We start from the raw sequence: 21449 nt of genomic DNA, 5'->3' as shown, positions 1-21449 counted from the left end.
TTTGGCTAACTATGCCGATTGCCGTTACAAACCGAATCTCTGTTATAAATCGATTTGTAACTAATTAATCGAAGTAGCTAATTTATTGAAGTAGCTAATAGGAAGACTGGCAGCGTTCACAAGTGTGTTCGGTTTTAACACCTACTTTCTGCCCGTCTTGAGTATGTTGCTCATTCAGTTCAAAAACATCTTGCGTCGTGACGGCATTGCAATTTGGGCAGTAATCATGCGTTACATAAAATTGTAGATCATCCATTTCGTTTCTCCTCCGTTTTTCTACGTGTAAAAGATAACAATTCGGCAACATATCCGCATCATTTCTTCTGCGGGAAATACCGTTTTTTTGGGCTAGGTATCAAATTTAACAACAAAGGTAAAAGAAAACGCAGTTCTGACGAAAAAGAGTATAAAAACAATTATATATCACGAGTATGCTGAAGAGCTGTTTGATTGAATATTTGTATGTGTTGTATTTTAAATTAACCACTAACGGCGCTGCTATTTATGCTTTCGGTCTAAAATATAACTAGGAAAGGTGACAACAAGGTGAGAAGTACCATGGACAGTGCACAAATTCGGGCGGTGACCGCTCCACAACGATTTGGATTAGGGATACGGGTTGGAGATGCCAGTGAACCTCTTTCGCTGGCAAAGCAGCTACAGGTCGACAATGATACCCATGAATTGATCGCTGAGCTGCCATCTACCTCTGAAATGCTGGCTCATATGGGGGAGCTGAATCGCCGACGTAAGGAGGCCGCGACTCCGGAAGAAAAACAGACGTTCTCTAAAACCAATAATGCTTTCTTTCAAGAGAGTTATCGGACCCTTGTTCATGCTCGCAATCTTCAATCGTTATATTCACCTTATGGATTTCAAGAACGGCTCATTCAGTTCTGGAGCAATCACTTTGCTATTTCAGCCGATACGAGACGTGTGCGACCTATTGCGTCTGGTGTAGAAAATGATGTTATTCGTACGGCTTGGAAGTCTGACTTTAGTTCTATGTTGATTGCGGTCTGTCAGCACCCGACTATGCTGATGTTTTTGGATAACCATCAGTCTATTGGGCCGAATTCAAAAGCGGGCAAAAAACGCAATAAAGGACTGAATGAAAATCTTGCTCGGGAGATACTTGAATTACACACGTTGGGTGTGAGTGGCGGTTATACACAAACGGATGTCATAGAACTTGCGCAGGGTATTACGGGCTGGACAGTAACCATGGGATCAAAAGAGGCAGGCTATATTTTTAGACCAGCCTTGCATGAACCGGGGGCAATACAAGTATTAAACACAGTTTACTCGCAAGAGGGCGAAGCGCAGGGCATCGCGTGTTTAGCGGACTTAGCATTGCGTCCAGAGACTGCGCAGCATGTGTGTGGAAAGTTAGTACAGCACTTTTACGGCGCTGGTCATGAAGAATTAGTTGAAGCATTGGCGAACGTATGGCTGGAAAAAAAAGGTCAGTTGATGCCAGTTTACGAGATGTTAATGGCTAGCCCATTAGCAACTGAGCCTAAGTACTTAAGGTTTAGAACGCCGCAAGAGTGGTATTTCGCTGTGTTACGTAGCGCAGATTTTGAGCCTAATCAAAAGCAAATGCATTATATGCTAAGACAGCTTGGACAAGAGCCTTTCATGGCGGGGTCACCTGCAGGGTGGTCGGATCAAGATGCTGACTATAATAGTGCTTCAGGGTTGACTCAGCGGTGGCAGGTAGCGAATCAAGTCGCACAACTTGCGGTTCGACAAGTAAAGCGCAATAAACAGCGTCCGCAAGATTATATCGATAATATTCTTCAAAGGCTGTATGGCAAGAATGTTGATGAGCACACCCTTGTGGCGATTGAGAAAGCGCAAGATGCCGTGTCCAAGTTGGTGGTGCTGTGGATGAGTCCTCAGTTTCAGTATAGGTAGGTGAACAATGACGTCACGTAGAAATTTCTTGAAAGGTATTGGTGCAACGTCGCTAGTGACTTGCCTACCTAATCTCGCATTCGCCGCAACTGCAAGCCCGAATGTTTTCGTATGGGTGACACTAAGAGGCGCGATGGATGGACTGAATGTGGTGGTACCGTCATTTGACACCGCGTACTCGGCGCTTAGACCGAACCTAGCCTTTAATAGTAGTGAATTGCGTGGACTAGGTAGTGGTTATGGCTTGAATCCTGCGCTCAAAAACGTCTTTGAGTGGTATCAAAATGATGAGGCGATGTTTGTTCATGCTTGTGCCACTGGGTATCGCAGCCGATCGCATTTTGATGGTCAGAAGGTACTCGAAAATGGCACACTAAACCCATTGGAGCGAGAAGGGTGGCTGAATCGATTTTTGATGAGTGAGAAGAGTAACTTAGCGATTGCGATTGATTCTGGGTTGCCATTAATTGCTCAAGGTGAGATGAAAGTGAGCAGTTGGTATCCTCACAAACTAAAAGCGGAAGAAGAGCAGGCGCTGATCTTAGCCGATCTGTTCCAATCCGACCCCGAGCTTGGCTCGAATTTTTCGGAAGCCATGAAGTTAGAGAAAATGCTAGGGGCAGGAAGTCAAAGCAAGCAATTTACTAACTTGATGACGCAGGCGGGTAAGTTTATTAACTCACCACAAGGGCCCAATATTGCGGTGCTAGAGCTTGGTGGCTGGGATACACACTCAGCGCAGGGAACCACTCAGGGACGACTAGCAAACCAGCTGAAAAAATTGGATGAAGGATTGCTGGCACTGAAATCCGCTTTAGGTGAAAAGTGGTCATCAACGGTAGTGATGTGTGCAAGTGAGTTTGGGCGAACGGCACGTGAAAATGGTACCAAAGGCACAGATCATGGCACGGCAAATGTCATGTTATTGGCAGGTGGTGCGATCAAGAAGGGACAAGTAGTTTCTGATTGGCCGGGATTAGCCGATGATAAATTGTTCGAAGGCAGAGATTTAGCCCCTACGACGGATGTTAGAGCAGTCATAAAAGGCGTACTTGCTGATCATTATTTGGCGGATAGTGCTACGTTGCTGAATGTGTTCCCTGATAGTGAGGCGATTGCACCGATGACAGGCTTGATTACAACAAAACGAGCTTAAAAATTAAGCCATCGAGTTAGACTCGATGGCTTGTCTGCAATAGTTGCTAGAGAAACTAGCAATTGGGAGATGAGTAGCCGGAGAAATGATCAGTCGAAGAGATTACTCTCCAGCCACCATGTGCTTCTTGGTCGTAATGCTCGCAATGATCATGTAAATGGCTGTTGCCATCATAGTCGCAAGCAAGTAGGCCATTAGACCTTGGGTACCATTCATAAACCAGTCAGCAATAACAGGTCCCGCGACTGAGCCAACACTGTAGCAAAACAACATCACCTGCGTTGCAGATACAATATTGTTTTCATCCAGTTTGTCACAACCTAGGTTGATAGCAATCGGATACAGTGCGAAGCATGAAAAACCGATCAAAAATAAACTGACCGCCAGTACGCTAAGGTCACTGCTTAAAATTACTAAACCGATTGCAAATACACCGACCAAGCAAAACATACCCATCAGTGGCGTACGGCCCACTTTATGAATAAGTTTTGGCACAATAGGTTGTACTGCCATGCCGCCCAAGATCACTAATGCCATTAGAGCACTAAGGTGCCCTTGAGACACATTGCGGTGCGATAACTCTACCGGCATAAGACCGTAAATCGAACCGAGTGTTAAACCTGACACAATACATCCAATGATGGCTGCGTGGCTTAATTTGCTCATTTGCTTCCATGTTAATGGCGTTGAATGTGCACTTTGTGGCTGCTGTGTTGGGATGAAGAGCAACACCATAATGGCTGCGCTAAGCATGGTTAAAATAACGATGAAAGGCATAATGCCTTCAACGCCAATCAGACCAATACCAAGCTGCCCTAATGCTGAACCGCCATACAGTGAACCCATGTATAAGCCAAGACGTTTCGCTCGGCTTGTTTCGTCTCCGGTTAACAACCAAGACTCAACGATAACAAACACGCCCGCGACCGCAATACCAGCGATAAAACGAGCGATTAACCAGACGCTGGCTACAGGTAATAGAGGTAGAGCAATAATAGTCAGTACGAAAACGGCAAGGCATGCAACAAAAGCGATACGGTGCCCCACGTATTTTACTGCGGGTTCAATAGCCACCGCGCCTACAAGTAATCCTGCATAAAATACACTCGCCAACCAACTTGCTTGACTGGCATCAATACCATATTCGTTAAGCATTAGTGGGATCAGGCTCATTAGATAACCTGATGCAACGGCATATAGTGATAGCGCAATTACCGGTACTTTAAAGCCAGCTTTAACTGCGAAATCGTGAGTGTTTTCCAAGGCAGGATCCTCATTGGTTGGTAAAAAGAAAAGGGGGAGTGATTAAGAAATCACCGCGACTATGAGGCTTGAGTATCAAAGAGTAAAACGAATAAAAATGACCATGACGACAAAAAATCGTTATCGAAATATTTTGAAAACTGCTAAGGAAAATGAGCGTCAATGACCCTAGCGATAATTCATGTAAGTAATTGAATTCTATTGGGTGTGTGGCGCTTTGTTGACAAAGAAAATATCGGCGGGTGTGACGTGTGGTGATAAGAAAAGAAATTATGAGGTCGTTTTATATATCGTGTGTTGTTGAGTGGGTAAAGAAGAAACATATGATGCGTGACTTGTTGCGATTTAAGTCAATAGCGCGATGCAAATTGAATGACCCGTCCTCACTTTGTGATAAAAGCAAGTCAGGGTCATGGCGCTCATTTAGCGATTATGTGAAGTGCATAATCAGCCTCCAGTCACTTGTGTAGAGCTGAGGTGTTTAGGGTGCTTACCACACAGCAACCGGTAGGCTGCTGGGACATAATAGAATGAAATAATCGTCGTTAGTACGGTACCGCCAGCAATCGCAATCGCAAATGGCGGCCAGAACCCTCCGCCAGCAATGATCAATGGAATGAAACCGCCAACGGTGGTAATGGTTGTTGAGGTAATATGGCGAGTGCATGACATAACGGCATCGACGATAGCATCATTATCGCCATTACTGGTATCGGGGCGTGCTTTTAATTCAGCCAATATGACAATGGCTGCATTGATCGCAAGACCGATGACTCCCAGTAAACCAATGATCACAGTAAAACCAAATGGGTAATTGAATAAGTAAACTGACAAGATGCCTAGGCCTGCAGACAGACCAGCAACGGAGAAAATGATACTGCTGATCCGAAATGAATTAAACGACATGACAACGACCAATACCATTAAAGTCACCACAACAAATACGTTTGAAATTAAGTTATTAATAGATTCATTTCTGCCAGCAGATTCACCACCAAATTCAATATGGTAGCCGGGAGGAAGCGTGTAGTTTTTCAGTGCTTGTTTAAACGCAATGAGTACCGATTGAGGCAGAACACCAGACTCTATATAGCCTTCAATGGTGTTGACTCGTTGCCCACCGCGGCGAGTGATCGCCCCTCTGCTAGTGGTCAGCTCCATTTCTGCAAGGGTAGAGACACTCACACCTGTTGAATAGACCTCTGAGCTAATGGGTAATCGCAGGTTGCCTAAATGAGCAATATTTTCCCGTTCATCGTCGGAAACGCGAACCCGAATAGGAATGGATTCCCCACCTTCTAAAACGGTGCCACTATTACGGCCAATGAGTGTTGTTTGAAGTAAACGAGCGAATTTATTTAATGTAATGCCATTTAGTTGTGAGGCCTCTTCGTTAACCATAAGCTTCACTTTAGGCAACCCGGGCTGTAGCGTTTCTCTGGTGTGAGTAACATGCTGGGTATTTGACATAATAAGGCGAATGTCCTGGCCAATAGATTTCAGTGTATCTAAGTTGTTTCCAAATACTCTGAGTTCAATTGGCGCCTTAAATGGAGGACCTTGTTCAAGTTTGCGAACTAAAATCTGTGCCTGAGGAACTTGATGATTTAAGGCATTTTGGATCAAGGGAATAATACGGTTTGCATCAGCGAAGTCTTTAGTTTTGATCATGGCTTGCGCGAAGTATGGAGCGTTTTGTTGGTTGGCCTGCAAATTGTAGTAAAACGATGGAAAATTGGCGCCAATCATCCAGTTAGTGTGCTCCACACTAGGGTAGGTACGGATGATGTCATCAACACGCATTGCCGTATTGCTCGTTTGAACAATGCTCGCTTGTGGAGGAAGGAAAATTTGAACTTCGAACATATCTCGGTCGGAGGGAGGAAAAAACTGTTCAGTTAATTGCGTAGTACTCCAAAAACCGGTGATTGCGACGCCCAACACCAAAGCGATGGCGAACATCGGAAATCGAATGGCGGATCGAACACTAGCCTCGAACCATTTTGACATGACTGGAATCGAAAGCCCGGTATGGTACCAATGACTACCTTGATAATGTGCGGGTAAAAAGCGGGTAGCAAAGCCGGCAATTAGGGTATGAGAAATAAGGTATGAACCAATGAGGGAGAAACATACGGTAATGCCGATGCCACTGACGAACTCACCCGTTGCCCCCGGCATTAAAATTATAGGCATAAACGCAAGAACCGTGGTCAACGTAGAGCCAAGTAAAGGAAGCCATAGGTGCTTGAGCGCAGCGCGTGTGGCGTTGGATTTAGATTGGCCTAACACTCGATTATGCTGAATAGTGTCGACCATCACCACTGCGTTATCGACCATGATGCCTAAAGCAACAATGAGTCCAGTCACTGACATTTGATTAATCGGTAAGCCAGTTATTTTCATTAACGTTAGCGTCAACATGGAAGTTAACGGCAAGGCAATGGCAACCAAAATGGCAGCTCTTACTCCTAGCGTGAGTAGTAGCACGATTAAAATTAGAGCAAAGCCAAGAAGTAGACTGTTTCGAAGATCGCCCATTCTGGCATCGGTATAGCCTTGTTGGTCAAAAATAATATCAACGTGAATGTTACTAGGAATATCACGTTGAAATTGTTCGACCAGCGTTTCCATGCTTGCCGACCAACGGTCAACTCTCAGCTCCTGTTGCATGCGAGCGGCTACGATGACACCCACTTTTCCATCAATATAGGCCAGTTCGGTTGCTGGTAAACTCGGCATTCGGCTAACGGTGGCAATATCCTCAAGACGAATCATGTGCCCTTTACCATCGACGTTAATGGGGACTTGCCTTACGCGGTTGAGCGAGTCTAACTCGGACGCAATTTCTAGCCCAAAGCGATGGTTTAGGCTGAGCAGTTCGCCAGCAGGGTTTTTAGCGTCGGCACCATGCAAAGATTCAAGAACATTGCTACTAGATCGCCCCAGCGCGGCGGCAGAGGAGGTATCGAGGCTGACGAGAATTTCCTCTTTGGGTTGTGCGTATTCGTCAACAAACTCTGTACCAGAGAGGTTACGTAACCGCGAAGCTAGCTCTTTTGCATAGCGACCTAAGATTAACAGATCGGCATCGCTAGTATCCTTCCAAGTTAGTGCAATAATACTGGTAAAGGCATAGGTATGGTCGCTATCAAATTTGGGCGTGTTGCTACCATCGGGCAATAAAGAGGGGAGAGCCGCGAGTTTGTCTCTTGTTTGTGACCAAACTGGTTCTGGCTCGGTGATGTCATCATTGAGCTCAACGGTCACAATTGATACACCGGGGCGGGAGGTGGAAGTGAGTACCTTAATTTGATTGAGCTCTCGTAGCTTGTTCTCAACGACTTCAGTGACCAGTGTTTCTATGCGTTCAGCGCTGGCGCCGGACAGTACGGTGGTCACAGTTGCAAAGCGGTTACTGATGATAGGGTCTTCTGCTCGAGGCAAGGTTGAATAGGCAGCGTAACCACTAACCAATAATAGTGCTGTAATCAATATTAGTAGTCGAGTGTTGGCGATGGCCTTAACGAAATGCATGATAAGTGCCTGCTATTGTGGAGTGTTAACCTGTTGACCAGGTACAATTCTGTGTAAACCACTGGCGACAATGCGTTCTCCAGCATGAATAGCGCCTTGAACGTAGGCCTTATTTTGGTCGGCAAATAACACCTGTATGGTGCGGCTTTCTATTGTTTGGTTATCGTTGACGATGTACACATTCCAGACACCACGCATGCCATCGGTTAGGGCTGAAATAGGCACCCAAAACCCCGTCTTATCGTACTTTTCGTCAAAATTTAGGTAAGCCAGTTGTCCTTCTAATAAGCCAAGGTTGTGGGGTAATACATAGCGCAACCCAACACTTCGAGAATGGATGTCAACAATAGCGCCTGGATTGATAAGTGTTGCAGAATACGTGTTTTGCCCGACTCTAATTTGTGGGGAAGCCAGAGCAGATACCTTGTTTAACTGCTTAGCTGGAATACCGATCGCGGCTTCTTTGGCCTGATTAGATAACACGGTTAATGTTGGTTTTCCAACATTGACTACATCACCAACGGTGACAAAACGGTGGCTGATGATACCTGAAAAGGGAGCACGGATAGTTGATTTTTGCTGGCGTAATCGGTTTGCGTTTCGTGAGGCTTTCAGCCCAAGTAGGCTTGAGTTTAATACGCTAACTTCGCTATCTAGTGCGTCCATTTCGGCCTCTGCACTAAAGCCATTGGCTTTTAAGGCTTGTTGACGTTTGAGGTTGGCTTTGACCAAATCTAGGCGCGCATTGAGCTCTTTATCTCGAGCTTTAAGTTGATTAGCTTCTGTTTTGAGTAATTCGATATCCAGTGTTAGGAGCGATTGTCCCTTTTCGACGCGATCGCCAACATCAACGTAAATTTCAGATACTTTACCCGCAAGCTCAAACCCTAAATTTGCCTTCTGGGCAGCTTTAATTATTCCAACATACTCACGTTTGACGTTGTAGTGCTCCGCTTGTACAAGTTGTAAAGACTCCACGGCTAACTTAGGCTTAATTTCAGTTGGTGAAACGGCTTCGGAATCACTACATCCGACTAAGGTAGAGCCGCATAAAAGAACCCAAACTAAAAAAGGGCGGCGTAGCGTAGACGATTCCATTCATAATTCCTAACAATAACGACGATCAATACACATTATGCAACAGGTGGGATGGTGTCTAGCGAACTTAGGCTGGTTTTGTGACTGGATGTCGCATATTCAACTTTTTCTTGTCTGATTGTGTTCATTGGCAGGGAAAAGAAGACTATGTAACGACATAGCGAACGGTGCGAATCATGACGGCCGTTCGTTATGTCTGTAGTACCGTTAAGAAGAGTGATTATGAAGATGACACCGCAGCACGAATTTTAGTGACCGCTTCGAGCACGGCAACGACGAGCACACCGGCGACGATGCCAACAGCGCCATTTAACAGCACAGGGATGGTGGCTTTAGCAAAAGAGATATTAGGCAACTCCATGATAATAGGTTCTATTAGGTGGTGTACGGCCGGAACATTATGCACGACAATCCCCCCTCCGACTAAGAACATGGCGGCAGTACCAACAATGGTTAGGACTCTCATAAGCTTAGGGGCAAAAGCAATTAAGCCTCTTCCTAGCCAAGATACAATACCTTTCCCTTGTCCCTTTCTATCTAAATAGAAGCCTAAGTCATCGAGCTTTACGATTCCTGCGACTAACCCATAAACACCAATTGTCATTAACACAGCGATTAATGACACCACTGAGATCTGTATTGTCGTGGACTGACCCTGTACCGTTCCCAACGCGATGACAATGATCTCAGCTGATAGGATGAAATCGGTACGGATTGCTCCGGCTATCTTCTTCTGTTCGTATTCTTCTATGGACTCACTGTCGAGAGTGGGGACGTCTTCGGCGTTTTCGTGTTTGCTATGAAAAAGTTTTTCAATGATTTTTTCTGCCCCCTCGTAGCAGAGAAATAGACCACCTAAAAGCAGAAGGGGATTGATTAACCAAGGCGCGATAAAGCTAATGATGAGCGCTGCAGGAACCAATATGCATTTGTTTTTAAAGGAGCCTTTGGCGACAGCCCAGACCACGGGGATTTCTCGTTCTGCCGCCACACCAGAAACTTGATGGGCATTGAGTGCTAAATCATCACCGAGTACACCTGCGGTCTTTTTTGCCGCTACTTTTGATAGCAACGCGACATCGTCGAGCACTGCCGTAATATCGTCGAGGAGTGTGAGAAGACTTAAACCAGCCATATGCATCCTTAAATTTACATTATGTAAGTGAATGTAACACCAATTTGAGCCTTCTCAAGCTTTATGAGTGGATAGAGCGGAAACTTGCTCGTTTATTCCCCAGATTGAGACGGTTTTAGCAAGGGTTGTTAGTAAAGCCTGACAGTTAACGGTGAAATGCAAATATGATCAATGACAATAAAAATGCAATTAATCATAAGAATGATATTGATTCCTATTTATATTGAGGTGATAATGAGCTTGTTTAATATAACCACAAGATATATAGGGTATTAGGGAATGAATCAGGTTTTCGGTTTTATCAAGCGTGCAACCATCGTTGTTGCCGCGTGTTCGATGTTTGTTGGTCACGCCTTTGCGGTCACGATTGATCACTACAAAGGAAGTGTAGAATTCAAAGAAATACCAAAACGCGTGGTAGTACTGGGCAATGGTAGTCTAGATGTATTAGATCGTATTGGTGTGCAACCAATTGGCGCACCTCATGGGCTGTTACCGTCTTACCTTACTCAGTATAAGACTTCTACAAGTAATACTGGCTCGGTGAGCGAACCTGATTTTGAAACTATTTATACCTTGAAGCCAGACGTTATTATTGCTGAAAACCGTATGTTGAGAATCTACGATGAATTAAACGAGATCGCACCGACGGTCATGTTCTATGTGGATAACGGGCAGTACTGGCAAGATACGCAGGCAAACTGGCGTATGCTCGGACAATTATTCGATAAAGAAAAGGAAGTGGAAACACTGATCGAAGAGACACAATCGCAGCTCACGACTGCCGCAGATCAAGTCAAGGAAGAGCAACTGAACGCATTAATGCTCATGAATAATGGTAATAACGTCGCCATGTTTAATAAAGGCAGCCGATTCTCTATCATTTTTGACGACTTTAACTTTGCTGAGTCAAACAGCCAAAATGTTGCGCCTGTTGAAGGTTCCCATGGCAACTTAATTTCATTTGAATATATTTCTGATGCGAAGCCAGAAGTTATTTTTATTCTAGACCGAGAGCAAGCGATTGGTCGAAGTGTTGGTAAAGCGAAAGAAATGTTCAATAACCCACTTGTTAACTCAACGCCAGCGGCCAAAGCTAAAAAAGTGGTGTTCATTGACCCTAATGCTTGGTATCTCTCTGGTGGCGGTGTGACAGCAACGCAGACGATGATCTCTGATATCACTAGCGCTCTTTAACTTTCAAACCTTCGAACACTAGGGCGAGTCTATAGACTCGCCCTACCTACGGTAAAATGGCGTCCAAGTCATATTATTTTTTGGGTCTAATCCAATTTTCTGAGTCTAATGTTGTTTCATGGCTATTCATAAGTATCTCTTCGCGCTTGTATTATTAGGCGCTCTAGCAGTGTCGTCACTGCTAATTGGCGCCGCGAATGTCTCGCTCGCAGATGTCTTTCGTGGCGACGAACACGCCTATTCCATCTACGTGGTGAGCCGAATTCCGCGTTTAATCGCCATTATGTTAGCAGGTGCAGGGTTAAGTGTTGCCGGTCTTATTATGCAGCAGATTGTGCAAAACAGATTCGCATCACCATCCACTACGGGTACGATTGATTGTGCACTATTAGGCTACGTTGTTGGTTTGATTTTCCTTGGCGGAGCCTCTCAATGGGCTCATTTAGGCGTGATCTTTACCTTCTCAGTCGCAGGTACCTTGCTTTTCGTACGATTTTTGCAAAGGCTGCAGTTTAAGAATGCGGTTCTTGTTCCGCTGATTGGTATTATGTACGGCAATGTGGTTTCCGCGCTGACGACCTTTATTGCCTATAAATATGACTTGGTCCAAACCATGTCATCTTGGACGGTCGCCAACTTCGCCAGTGTTTTGCAAGGTAGCTACGAAATATTGTACTTAGCCATTCCAGCGTGCTTACTTGCTTATTATTATGCCAGCCAATTTAGTGCAGCAAGTGTGGGTGAAAGTTTTGCAAAAAATATCGGCTTGGATTATCAGAAAATTGTCTTTCTTGGCGTAATCCTAGTGGCTGTGAGCGCCTCTACTGTGGTGATGATCGTCGGCGTTATTCCTTTTCTAGGGCTGATTGTACCAAACATAGTGTCACTATTTATGGGTGACAACATGAAGAAGATCTTACCTTGGACCGCATATTGGGGGGTTATACTGGTATTGTCATCTGACATTTTAGGGCGTGTGATTATATTTCCGTATGAAATGCCTATCTCAATGATCATCAGTATTTTTGGTGGTGCCGTGTTTATCTATTTGGTGTTGAGAGACAAAGCCCATGCGTGATTCTTATAAAGTGGCTTTATTGGTGGCGGGTTGTTTAGCCATCATTACATGGTTTATTGGTCAAGGTTTGACGGCTGATAATTATCAGTTCTTCTTGTCTCGTCGTGCGCCGAAAATTTTGGCCATTGTTTTGGCTGCCGTCGCGATTTCCGCATCATCATTGGTATTCCAGACCATTACCAATAACCGTATCTTAACGCCGTCTATTTTGGGTTTTGATAGCCTGTATCTTATGATTCAGGTACTTATGGTTGTGATTTTAGGCAGCAGCAGTTTTTGGGTTATCCATGCAATGAGTAACTTCTTATTGTCGACGCTCATTATGGTTTTCTTTAGTTTGTTGCTGTTTCACTTCTATTTTAAACGTCAAGATAACAATGTCTTCACGTTGTTATTGATTGGTATTGTGTGCGGAAGTTTATTTAGCAGTGTGACGGGTTTTTTAACGATGCTAGTCGATCCCAATGAATTTGCCACTATTCAAAGTTCGATGTTTGCCAGCTTTAATAATATCAATGCAACATTAGTGTATTGGAGTTTGATTCCATTAGCTCTGTGCTTGGTTCTATTGTGGCACTACGCGCCGAAGCTCGATGTATTGTGGTTAGGTGTCGACAATGCAACCAGTTTGGGCGTGAATACTAAGCAGCTTACGCAACGAATCATGATGCTTATCACGGTGATGATTGCGATTTCAACCGCTCTTGTTGGGCCTGTACTGTTTTTTGGACTGATTACTGTGAGCTTAACGCGAGAAATGTTCAATAAATATCAGCATCGTTTTCTGATAATGGCGAGCAGTTTACTGGCGATATTATTGCTGGTGACAGGGCAGTGGTTTGTAGAGAAAGTCTTGGTGTTTCAAACCACAATCAGTGTGATTATCAACTTGGTTGGTGGTTCTTACTTCTTGTTTTTATTGCTAAGAAATAGAATTAATTAAGGGTACTAGAGTGATTAAGTTAACTGGGCTGAGTAAAAAGTACGGTAAGACGTTTGTGGTTCAAGACGCAGACGCTCTGTTTCCCAAAGGTGAAGTCACGTCCATTATTGGCCCTAATGGTGCAGGAAAAAGCACCTTGTTATCGATGGCAAGTCGCTTAACACAAAGTGATGCTGGCGAGGTTTTAATTGGCGATAAATTATTGGCAGAATGGGAAAGCAAAGAGCTGGCTAAGCACTTAGCGGTGTTACGACAGTCAAACAATATCAATATGCGCTTTACTATCCGAGAGCTGGTTTCATTTGGTCGTTTTCCGCACTCGCAAGGAAGACTTATTCAGGCCGATAATGACATTATTGATCAGGCTTTGGGGCACCTAGGTATTGAAGATATTCAACATCGATATCTCGACCAGCTTAGTGGCGGTCAGCGCCAGATGGCGTTTATTGCGATGGTTGTTGCACAAGACACCGATTATGTTTTTCTTGATGAGCCGCTTAATAATCTTGATATTAAACATTCGGTTGAAATCATGCACACCTTGCGTCGACTTGCCCATGAGTTCAATAAGGCCGTTGTCATTGTGATCCATGACATCAACTTTGCTTCCTGTTATTCAGACAATATTGTGGCCATGAAAAAGGGGCAGGTTATTAAATCGGGTACTGTCCATGAAGTGGTTGAGCAAAGCGTCATGGAGTCGATCTATGAAATTCCATTTGATATCAGAGAGATCGATGGTCGTCGTGTTTGTCTGTACTTTAATAGCTAACCAGTAGTCTTTAACTTTTTTGTTTTGGTGGTGCCACAAGTGGTGTTTATGCCTGAGTATTCAAATATAAACACCACGTTACTGGTCGCCGCTAATCGTTGTCAATAAATCGTAATTTGCCATTTTCTCACGTGGTGGGAAATGGCTGCTGCGAGCCTCTCGTTTCCTTGTTACATCGCGACTACGCTAAAATCTCTAACGCTATAATGCTATAATGCTTCGATGTAGAGCCAGAAGACGCCGTATACCGTGGACTATTCCATATGTGACGTTTTGTGCGGGGCTCTTTTTGTCGCATTATTCATTCGCAATATTCATTCGCAATATGGATGGCAAAGGGATCCTTGTTCGTGTTATCGCTATTTTTTAAATGTCTCATGGGCGCAATGGCAGTCTTATTGATTGCGATTCTTTCCAAAAGTAAGAGTTTTTTTATTGCCGGATTAGTGCCGCTTTTTCCTAGTTTTGCTCTCATTGCTCATTACATTGTGGCCAGCGAGAGAAATATGGAAGCATTGCGCAGTACCGCGTTGTTTGGTTTGTACTCATTACTTCCTTATGCCGCTTATCTAATCGCAGTTTATCACTTCAGCTATTTCTTTAGTTTGACTACAACGCTTGTGTCTGCAGTATTAGTCTGGGCCGTCTGTGCGTCCTTGTTATTGGCGGTATGGAGCCGAACTATGATTCCGGCGGTATAACTTTCCAAAGGTGCATCATGTTTCAATGACTTTTTGTTGTATGCAGTGCTTCACTTGGCGATACAACTAAAATATCCCCATCGGTGAAATAGTCATGGCGGCTATCTATTGCGATCGCACTCGTTAGCGCGATCTTTTCTGCGTGCCATTTAACATTACTTTTGAGCACATCAGCTTTGAGTTTGTCTCGTTCACTGTCGACATCGGGTGAAATACTATGAAGAATCGTAACAATTCCACCGTAAGGCGTGATGGTCAAACCGTTATCAAAACTAAGTGCACCAACCCAGATAGGTTGAGTCGTTGCAGCGTCAATGCCCGCTTTCCACCACCGTATGTGCGAGCGTTTTGTTAAGGTTCCTGGGAGTTGGAATGCCAAATGCTGAGGTTCTCCGTTCCATATCAGATCAGATACTGGGGGCGTTTTACGTTGAAGCAGGTTGACGTAGTCCCAAAATTCAAGCTCACTGCGAGAGAAGGTTTTATTTTGTATCCACCCGAGTGTTTGCATTAGTGGGGTCGGAGACTCTCCGAAATAAATAATGTTTAATGCTTGAGCCGGATAAATGGAAGACTGGCCAGCAAAGACTTTGTAGTTAAGTTTATCCAGGGTGACTGTCTCAGTGATGCTCGCCGTTGAGAGTGGGGAGACAGCATCGTCGCTAAACCAAAAGAAATGGGAGTAATTGAGGGTCAACATTCCAATAAGAAATCCGCTTAACGCTTTGAACCCAAGATATCGCCATTGTTTCTTAAAGCCCACATAGGTCATCACAATCGTTAAGAGAGCGACGCCTAACGTGTATTTGTGCTCAAACAGAAACTCGCTGACTTCGCCAAATATTGGAATATTGTCGATGCCAGCCGCTAATAGGTAACCCCAAACAACAAATTGTCCGATGCCCAATAATAAGCCTATGGAGGCGTAGAGTGAGAATTTTCGCCATTCAATATGATTCGATCCGGCCATAAAGGGGACTACCCATGCAACCGGACCAAGTAATCTTGAAAATGCCAAAATTAAAAACGTATTTCGTTTCATCATTAAGCGACACCGTGCAAGTGGTCGCCTAACCTTCGGCTGCCATGTAAGCAGCCTTTTTTGGAGGTTAAATCCATATTGGCGACCAATAAAATAGCTCAGTTGATCGCCTAGTAAACCGCCAAGTAATACTGCTAGCAGCGCAAGATACCCGCCACTGTAGAGCTGATATCCCGCTGCAATCATAAAAGGTTCGCCAGGAACAAATAAATTAGGACCAATAGTGGCGTCTAGTAAAGATCCTAGAAATAAGCCAAAAGTTTCAAACATAGGTACTTGTTACATCCTTATAAGCGACGGTGGTGATCAGTGGTTGGTATCAGCAGTTGGCATCATCAATAGGGCCGTTACTGGTAATGTCCAAATTGGTATTTCATTTCGTTGTTGCGCATTTCGCCAAACAAAAAGCGTCGCACGTTCGCTTTTAGGTAGGTGAGGCCCATTGTGAACAAACCATCTTGTTCTAAGCGACGAGGATCGAATTGAAAAGTCAGTGGGAGGAAGCGAAAACGCCATGTCTTTGCCGCCTTTTTAACGTAGTGGCAGTCTTCACAAAGGATGATGGCCTCATCAAATCCACCGATTTCCTTATGGGCTCTTTGAGTCGAGAAAATACAGGCTCCAACTGCAGTAGGGAAGAAGTATTGACTAGCAAATAGACCGGTATTAAATAGCGCGTAACCAGATTTGTAGCCCAGGCTTAGCTGTTGAGCGCCCATATACACTCCGGCGACTTCGAGCCTTTCGCTGTGTAGTTTGGTGATTGCCTTGTCTAAAAACTGCTTATCGAGCCTAACATCGGCATCAAGGAACAAAAGCCTTTCATGATTGGCAAGCCTCGCGCCTGTGTTGCGCCCGCGGCTGACGCCACGTTCTGTCATGGTATGCACCGTTAGGGATGGCAATGCTGGTCGAAATTTTTCAGCCACTTTTGTGGTGAGGTCATCGCTGTCTGAATCGACAAGGATGACTTCGAATTGTTGATATGTTTGCTTTGATAAATCACCGAGAAGTTTAGCGATGCGTTTTTCTTCGTTTAGCGTAATGATGACGATGCTAATTGGTTTCATATCCTGGTCCCTATTCCGTGTTGTGGTAATTATTAATACTGCTGATATCAATTCAGTTGATAACGAAATAGTAATATCAGTAAGGTTAATCAATGCTGAGGGGGAAATTCATATTGCATTCATGAAGCGCGTAACGTTGGAAAATATGTGATGTCGGGATAAGGTTTATTATTGTGATAATTCATTACAGTTTCTGACGATAGTTTTACGTACAATGGGAACAGAGGATTTAATGGATAAGGACACCGGTGTTTATGTTTAAGCGAAGCTTGAAGTGGTTAGTACCAATATTTATTGTCGGTTTAGCGGCAGTGGGTTATGGCGTAGTTGAGAAAACAAAGCCAGAAATAGAACCGCAAAAATCGTTGGAAACGATAGTGACGGTTAAAACGCAAGTGCTGGAACCTAAATCGCATAAGGTTTTGATTTCGAGTTTTGGCGAAGTCGTACCACTTGAACGCACAGCGTTAGCAACACAGGTGTCTGGAGAGGTGGTCAGTTGGCACCCAAGCTTTGTAGCGGGCGGCGTCGTCAAGCGTGGTGAGGTCCTATTTACCATAGAAAAAGACAACTATGAGGCCGCGGTATTGCAGGCTGAAGCGGAATTGGCGCAGTCACAGGCCGCTTTGATTGAAGAGCGAGCGAAAGCAAAAGTCGCGCAGCAGCAAGCTAAGAACATCGCCAATACACAAGTGTCTGATCTTTATCTGCGTATTCCTCAAGTTCTGAGTGCAGAAGCTCGAGTAAAATCAGCGCAAGCAGGGTTGAAGCGAGCCAAGCGAGATTTGGCCAATTGTGACATCGAATCCCCTTATGATGCCCTTGTTGTGTCGAGAAATATTGGCGTTGGACAGTATATTACCGCTGGCACACAAGTCGCAGAAATCAATAATATCGAGACGGCGGAAATCATGGTGCCAATCGCTGGTTTTGATGCCCCTTTCTTACCTAAAAATATTATCGGTACCAAAGCGAACATTATTGCCAAAGGACGACTTGAAACGACTCGCGAAGGGCAGGTGATGAGGGATCTCGGCGTAGTAGACAGCGCGACTCGCATGGTTAATATGGTGATACGAGTAGAAGACCCTTATGGCCTTAAGTCACAACTCTCACCATTGCCTTTTGGTTCCTACGTTGAAGTGCGTTTCTTCGGCAAAACCGTGGCTGATTTATATGCGATTCCTCAAGAGTTGGTCAGTGATGATCGAGTGTGGTTAGTCGATCCTGATGATCGCCTGATCCCTAAGCCCGTTCACGTCCTTCGTGAAGAAAAATCGAGCTTTTACATTGACTCTGGGCTTAACAAGGGCGATGTACTCGTGTTAACGGTGCCAGAGTTCCCCCAAATTGGTATGCAAGTCATACGTGCAGATAATGGAAACGCATCGGGAGAGACTCAATGAGCAACAATGTTCAGCGAGGAATTATCGCTCTTTTTGCGAGAAACTCGGTCGCGGCCAATCTGTTAATGGGCTTTATTTTGATTATGGGAACGGTGAGTTACTTTCTAATTCAGCGACAAATGTTCCCTAACTTTGAAATTAACTATATTCAAGTCAGCGCTTCGTATCCGGGTGTCTCAGCTCAGGAGATAGAAGAAAGTATTCTGATTAAAGTCGAAGAATCGCTGAAGGACGTCACGGAAATAAAGAAAGCCGTCACCGATGCCTACCGCGGAGGCGGTATGGTGACATTGGAAATAGACACCAAAGCTAACTTGATGGAGGTGCTTGATAAGGTTAAGCAGCGAGTGGATGGTATTGCGAGCTTTCCCAACGCAATGGAGCCGATTAAAGTCACCCAGATAGAGTTTAAGCAAGATGTTATTGGCATGGTGTTGTCGGGTAACACCTCGTTGCCTGAACTTAAAACGATGGCACTGCAAATAGAAAAGGAGTTATTACAACTCGGTGATGTGTCGTTGGTTGAAGTGAGCTCGCCACCCGATGAAATTGGTATTGAGATCCACCCAGATGAACTTCGTACTTATGATCTGACTTTGGACGATGTAGTCAAAGCGATTCAAAAATACTCGGCTAATTTTTCAGCGGGTCAGGTGCGTACCAGCACAGGTTTGGTGTCGATACGAATAGAGAATCAGTATTACAACGGGTTTGAATTTAGACAGATCCCTGTAAAAGTGGGGGCAAATGGCTCAAAAGTTCTTCTTGGGGATATTGCCGACATTAAAGACGCTTTTACCGAAGGGCAGCACTATTTCAAATACTCGGGAGAAAATGGTATTTACCTAACGGTCAAAGCGACGAAAACGCAGAATATGGTGCCTGTTGCTGAAACCGTAAAACGTTATATCGATGCTAAGAATGAAACGCTACCTCATGGTATTCAATTGCATACCTTAATGGATATGACGTATTACCTTAACGCTCGTTTGGACATGATGTTGAAAAACTTGCTCCAAGGTGCAGTACTCGTGGCGATATTGTTAACCATATTCTTGCGCTTTCGTTTGGCGATGTGGGTTATGATAGGACTACCCGTGTGTTTTCTTGGCGCCGTGATGCTGATGCCTTTGTTTGATGTCAGCATTAATATCATTACATTATTTGCCTTTATTATGGTGTTAGGGATCGTTGTTGATGACGCCATTGTTATTGGAGAAAGTGTCTATACCGAAGTGGAAACCAGCGGCGGTGGCGTGACGAATGTCGTTCGTGGCGCCCAAAAAGTCGCGACTCCAGCCACGTTTGGTGTACTGACCACGATTGCGGTGTTTGTACCATTTTTGTTTTCAACGGGACCGGAAAAAGCATTCTTCTATGGTTTATCTGTGGTGGTTATCTTCTGTCTGATTTTCAGTTTGATTGAGTCAAAGCTGATCTTACCTGCGCATTTGGCGCACACTAAGTTTACCCCCGTCAAAGAAAACAGTGTTCGCGCCCGTTTCAATCGCCGTTTCTTTGAGTTTGTTAATGGTCCCTACAAACGAACGGTGTCTTGGTGTGTGGAGTGGCGATGGTCTGTAGTGATGGCATTTATCGCTGTGCTTGTGGTCAGTGCGGCGATGCTAACGGCAGGGCATGTACGTATGATCCCGAGTCCTAAAGTCCCGTCTGACTTTCCTATGATCACTATTGAAATGAACAGTAATGCTTCGGATGAGCAGACTATTGATGCGTTATTAACGCTTGAACGTATCGTTCAAGAAGTGAATGACGAGATAGAGCAAGAGTATGGCCAACGAGCAGTGCGGGATATGATGACCATTAATACCAGTCGCACAAAAGGTATGATTATTATGCCTTTGGTTGATGAAGCTATTCGTCCGGTGGATGCGTTTGAACTATCGAAGCGATGGCGAGAAAAAATGCCAACCATCGTAGGACTAAAATCGATAGTGATTAATGACAATGTTGCTGGAGGCGAGGGAGGAGATGAATTTGGTTATCTACTTTATGGGCCCGATATGGATACGCTTAATGCTGCGGGTCGAGCACTGATTGCCGAACTTCAGCAACAAACGGGTTTGTATGATATTAGTTCTTCGATGGATACGGGCAGCCGAGAAGTTCAACTTTCTTTAAAGCCGGTTGCGTACGATCTTGGACTTGATCTCGCCAGTATTGCGGCGCAAGTCGGTGGCAGTTTTTATGGCGGGGAGGCGCAGAGGGTATTACGAAACACCGAAGAAGTACGGGTTATGGTGCGTTACCCTAAGTTGACCCGTGAAGCCTTTTCATCACTGCGCTATGCACTGATTACGACTCCGTCTGGAAAAAAGGTCATGTTAGGGGATGTGGTGAATATTGATAGCAAGCCTGGCATTAACCAAATTCGCCGAGAGAATGGCTATCGAACCGTGTATGTCTATGGCTCTATTGATGAGGCTCAGATTGAACCGGACAAGGCGGTTAGGAATATTGAAGAGAACGTGCTCCCTGATATGAAAGCTAAGTATCCGCAAGTCGTGACTGAGTTAGGGGGAACGATCGAGGAACAGCAGAAGCAAAAGGCAGAGCAGATAGTCTTTTTCATCGCCGGTATGATTACGGTCTATATGCTGCTGGCGATCCCACTGAAGAGCTATTCACAGCCATTTATTATTATGTCTGTTATCCCGTTTAGTTTGACGGGGGCCATTTGGGGCCATTATTTTTACGGTCTTGATATGAGCATGATGTCGACCTTTGGACTAATAGCGGCGGCTGGCGTCGTGATTAATGACTCCTTGGTCATGACGGATTATGTCAACCAAATAAAATCACGTTGCCACTGCGCCAAGCAGGCGGTAGTGGAGGCGGGCTGTGCTCGATTTAGAGCGATAACTTTGACTTCGATTACAACCTTCTTTGGTGTATTGCCCATTATGTTTGAGACCAGCTTACAGGCGGCATTTGTCAAACCAATGGCCGTGGCGCTAGGTTTCGCGGTTATGTACGCCACCATAGTGACGTTGATTCTGGTGCCATGTCTTTATGTCATGTTGGAAGATATTGGGCGCTTGTTCACCAAGCTAAAGCGGGTCTATTTCCCAGTACAGAACCAGTGAGGCAACATCAGGGAGACCGCTTCA

Annotated in this window: 16 protein-coding genes; 9 read left to right on the top strand and 7 right to left on the bottom strand. The window is 44.7% G+C overall.

The genetic code is table 11. From position 1 onward, the window contains the following. Window positions 1-94 precede the first annotated feature (94 nt). Window positions 95-256 carry a hypothetical protein gene (locus L4D05_RS09905; RefSeq protein WP_428751535.1) on the bottom strand — a complete coding sequence of 54 codons (162 nt, stop codon included), beginning with the start codon at window positions 254-256 and terminating at the stop codon, window positions 95-97. A 302-nt stretch (window positions 257-558) separates the two neighbouring features. Here L4D05_RS09905 and L4D05_RS09900 point away from each other — a divergent pair, with 302 nt between their 5' ends. Next, on the top strand, window positions 559-1920 hold the full coding sequence (locus tag L4D05_RS09900) for a DUF1800 domain-containing protein (protein ID WP_428793835.1): 1362 nt from the start codon (window positions 559-561) through the stop codon (window positions 1918-1920). A 7-nt stretch (window positions 1921-1927) separates the two neighbouring features. Then, a complete protein-coding gene (locus L4D05_RS09895; protein ID WP_428793834.1) occupies window positions 1928-3076 on the top strand; it encodes a DUF1501 domain-containing protein in 1149 nt (382 codons plus the stop codon). A 102-nt stretch (window positions 3077-3178) separates the two neighbouring features. On the opposite strand, the gene L4D05_RS09890 is transcribed toward L4D05_RS09895, so the two are convergent. The 4 genes from L4D05_RS09890 to L4D05_RS09875 all read right to left on the bottom strand — a co-directional run bounded on the left by L4D05_RS09890 (window position 3179) and on the right by L4D05_RS09875 (window position 10109). Beyond that, entirely contained in the window at window positions 3179-4339 is a 1161-nt protein-coding gene (locus tag L4D05_RS09890; RefSeq protein ID WP_428793833.1) for an MFS transporter, read from the bottom strand. Between the two features lie 447 nt (window positions 4340-4786). Beyond that, window positions 4787-7876, bottom strand: coding sequence for an efflux RND transporter permease subunit (locus tag L4D05_RS09885; RefSeq protein WP_428793832.1), 3090 nt, complete (start codon window positions 7874-7876; stop codon window positions 4787-4789). Between the two features lie 12 nt (window positions 7877-7888). Further along, the gene (locus L4D05_RS09880) at window positions 7889-8974 is read right to left on the bottom strand and encodes an efflux RND transporter periplasmic adaptor subunit (RefSeq protein ID WP_428793831.1); all 1086 of its coding nucleotides are present in this window, start codon (window positions 8972-8974) and stop codon (window positions 7889-7891) included. Window positions 8975-9194: 220 nt separating this feature from the next. Then, window positions 9195-10109 (bottom strand): DUF808 domain-containing protein, encoded by a 915-nt coding sequence (locus L4D05_RS09875; protein ID WP_428793830.1) that lies wholly within the window; start codon window positions 10107-10109, stop codon window positions 9195-9197. Between the two features lie 279 nt (window positions 10110-10388). Between L4D05_RS09875 and L4D05_RS09870 the strand changes: the two genes are divergently transcribed. From L4D05_RS09870 to L4D05_RS09850, 5 genes are all read left to right on the top strand, one after another. Further along, window positions 10389-11306, top strand: coding sequence for a siderophore ABC transporter substrate-binding protein (locus tag L4D05_RS09870; RefSeq protein ID WP_428793829.1), 918 nt, complete (start codon window positions 10389-10391; stop codon window positions 11304-11306). A 118-nt stretch (window positions 11307-11424) separates the two neighbouring features. After that, window positions 11425-12384, top strand: a complete 960-nt coding sequence (locus L4D05_RS09865) for an ABC transporter permease (RefSeq protein WP_428751526.1) — start codon at window positions 11425-11427, stop codon at window positions 12382-12384. Then, window positions 12377-13327 (top strand): iron chelate uptake ABC transporter family permease subunit, encoded by a 951-nt coding sequence (locus L4D05_RS09860; protein WP_428793828.1) that lies wholly within the window; start codon window positions 12377-12379, stop codon window positions 13325-13327. Before L4D05_RS09865 ends, L4D05_RS09860 begins: the two co-directional genes overlap by 8 nt. A 10-nt stretch (window positions 13328-13337) precedes the next feature. Continuing rightward, window positions 13338-14099 carry an iron ABC transporter ATP-binding protein gene (locus L4D05_RS09855; protein ID WP_428793827.1) on the top strand — a complete coding sequence of 254 codons (762 nt, stop codon included), beginning with the start codon at window positions 13338-13340 and terminating at the stop codon, window positions 14097-14099. 350 nt (window positions 14100-14449) lie between these two features. Further along, on the top strand, window positions 14450-14800 hold the full coding sequence (locus tag L4D05_RS09850; protein ID WP_428751523.1) for a GlpM family protein: 351 nt from the start codon (window positions 14450-14452) through the stop codon (window positions 14798-14800). A gap of 22 nt (window positions 14801-14822) precedes the next feature. On the opposite strand, the gene L4D05_RS09845 is transcribed toward L4D05_RS09850, so the two are convergent. After that, window positions 14823-16112: an LssY C-terminal domain-containing protein gene (locus L4D05_RS09845; RefSeq protein WP_428793826.1), complete on the bottom strand. Its 1290-nt coding sequence runs from the start codon at window positions 16110-16112 to the stop codon at window positions 14823-14825. Between the two features lie 77 nt (window positions 16113-16189). After that, window positions 16190-16942 carry a glycosyltransferase family 2 protein gene (locus L4D05_RS09840; protein ID WP_489686384.1) on the bottom strand — a complete coding sequence of 251 codons (753 nt, stop codon included), beginning with the start codon at window positions 16940-16942 and terminating at the stop codon, window positions 16190-16192. A gap of 224 nt (window positions 16943-17166) precedes the next feature. On the opposite strand from L4D05_RS09840, the gene L4D05_RS09835 reads away from it, so the two are divergent. Both L4D05_RS09835 and L4D05_RS09830 read left to right on the top strand, forming a co-directional pair. Beyond that, on the top strand, window positions 17167-18318 hold the full coding sequence (locus L4D05_RS09835) for an efflux RND transporter periplasmic adaptor subunit (RefSeq protein ID WP_428793824.1): 1152 nt from the start codon (window positions 17167-17169) through the stop codon (window positions 18316-18318). Next, on the top strand, window positions 18315-21425 hold the full coding sequence (locus L4D05_RS09830; protein WP_428793823.1) for an efflux RND transporter permease subunit: 3111 nt from the start codon (window positions 18315-18317) through the stop codon (window positions 21423-21425). The genes L4D05_RS09835 and L4D05_RS09830 overlap by 4 nt, the downstream gene beginning before the upstream one ends. The last annotated feature ends 24 nt before the right edge of the window (window positions 21426-21449 follow it).

Source organism: Vibrio nomapromontoriensis (assembly GCF_050337205.1).
Lineage (GTDB): Bacteria > Pseudomonadota > Gammaproteobacteria > Enterobacterales > Vibrionaceae > Vibrio > Vibrio nomapromontoriensis.
Note: the sequence above shows the minus strand (reverse complement) of the source record. Positions and strands in the feature narration are given on the sequence as shown.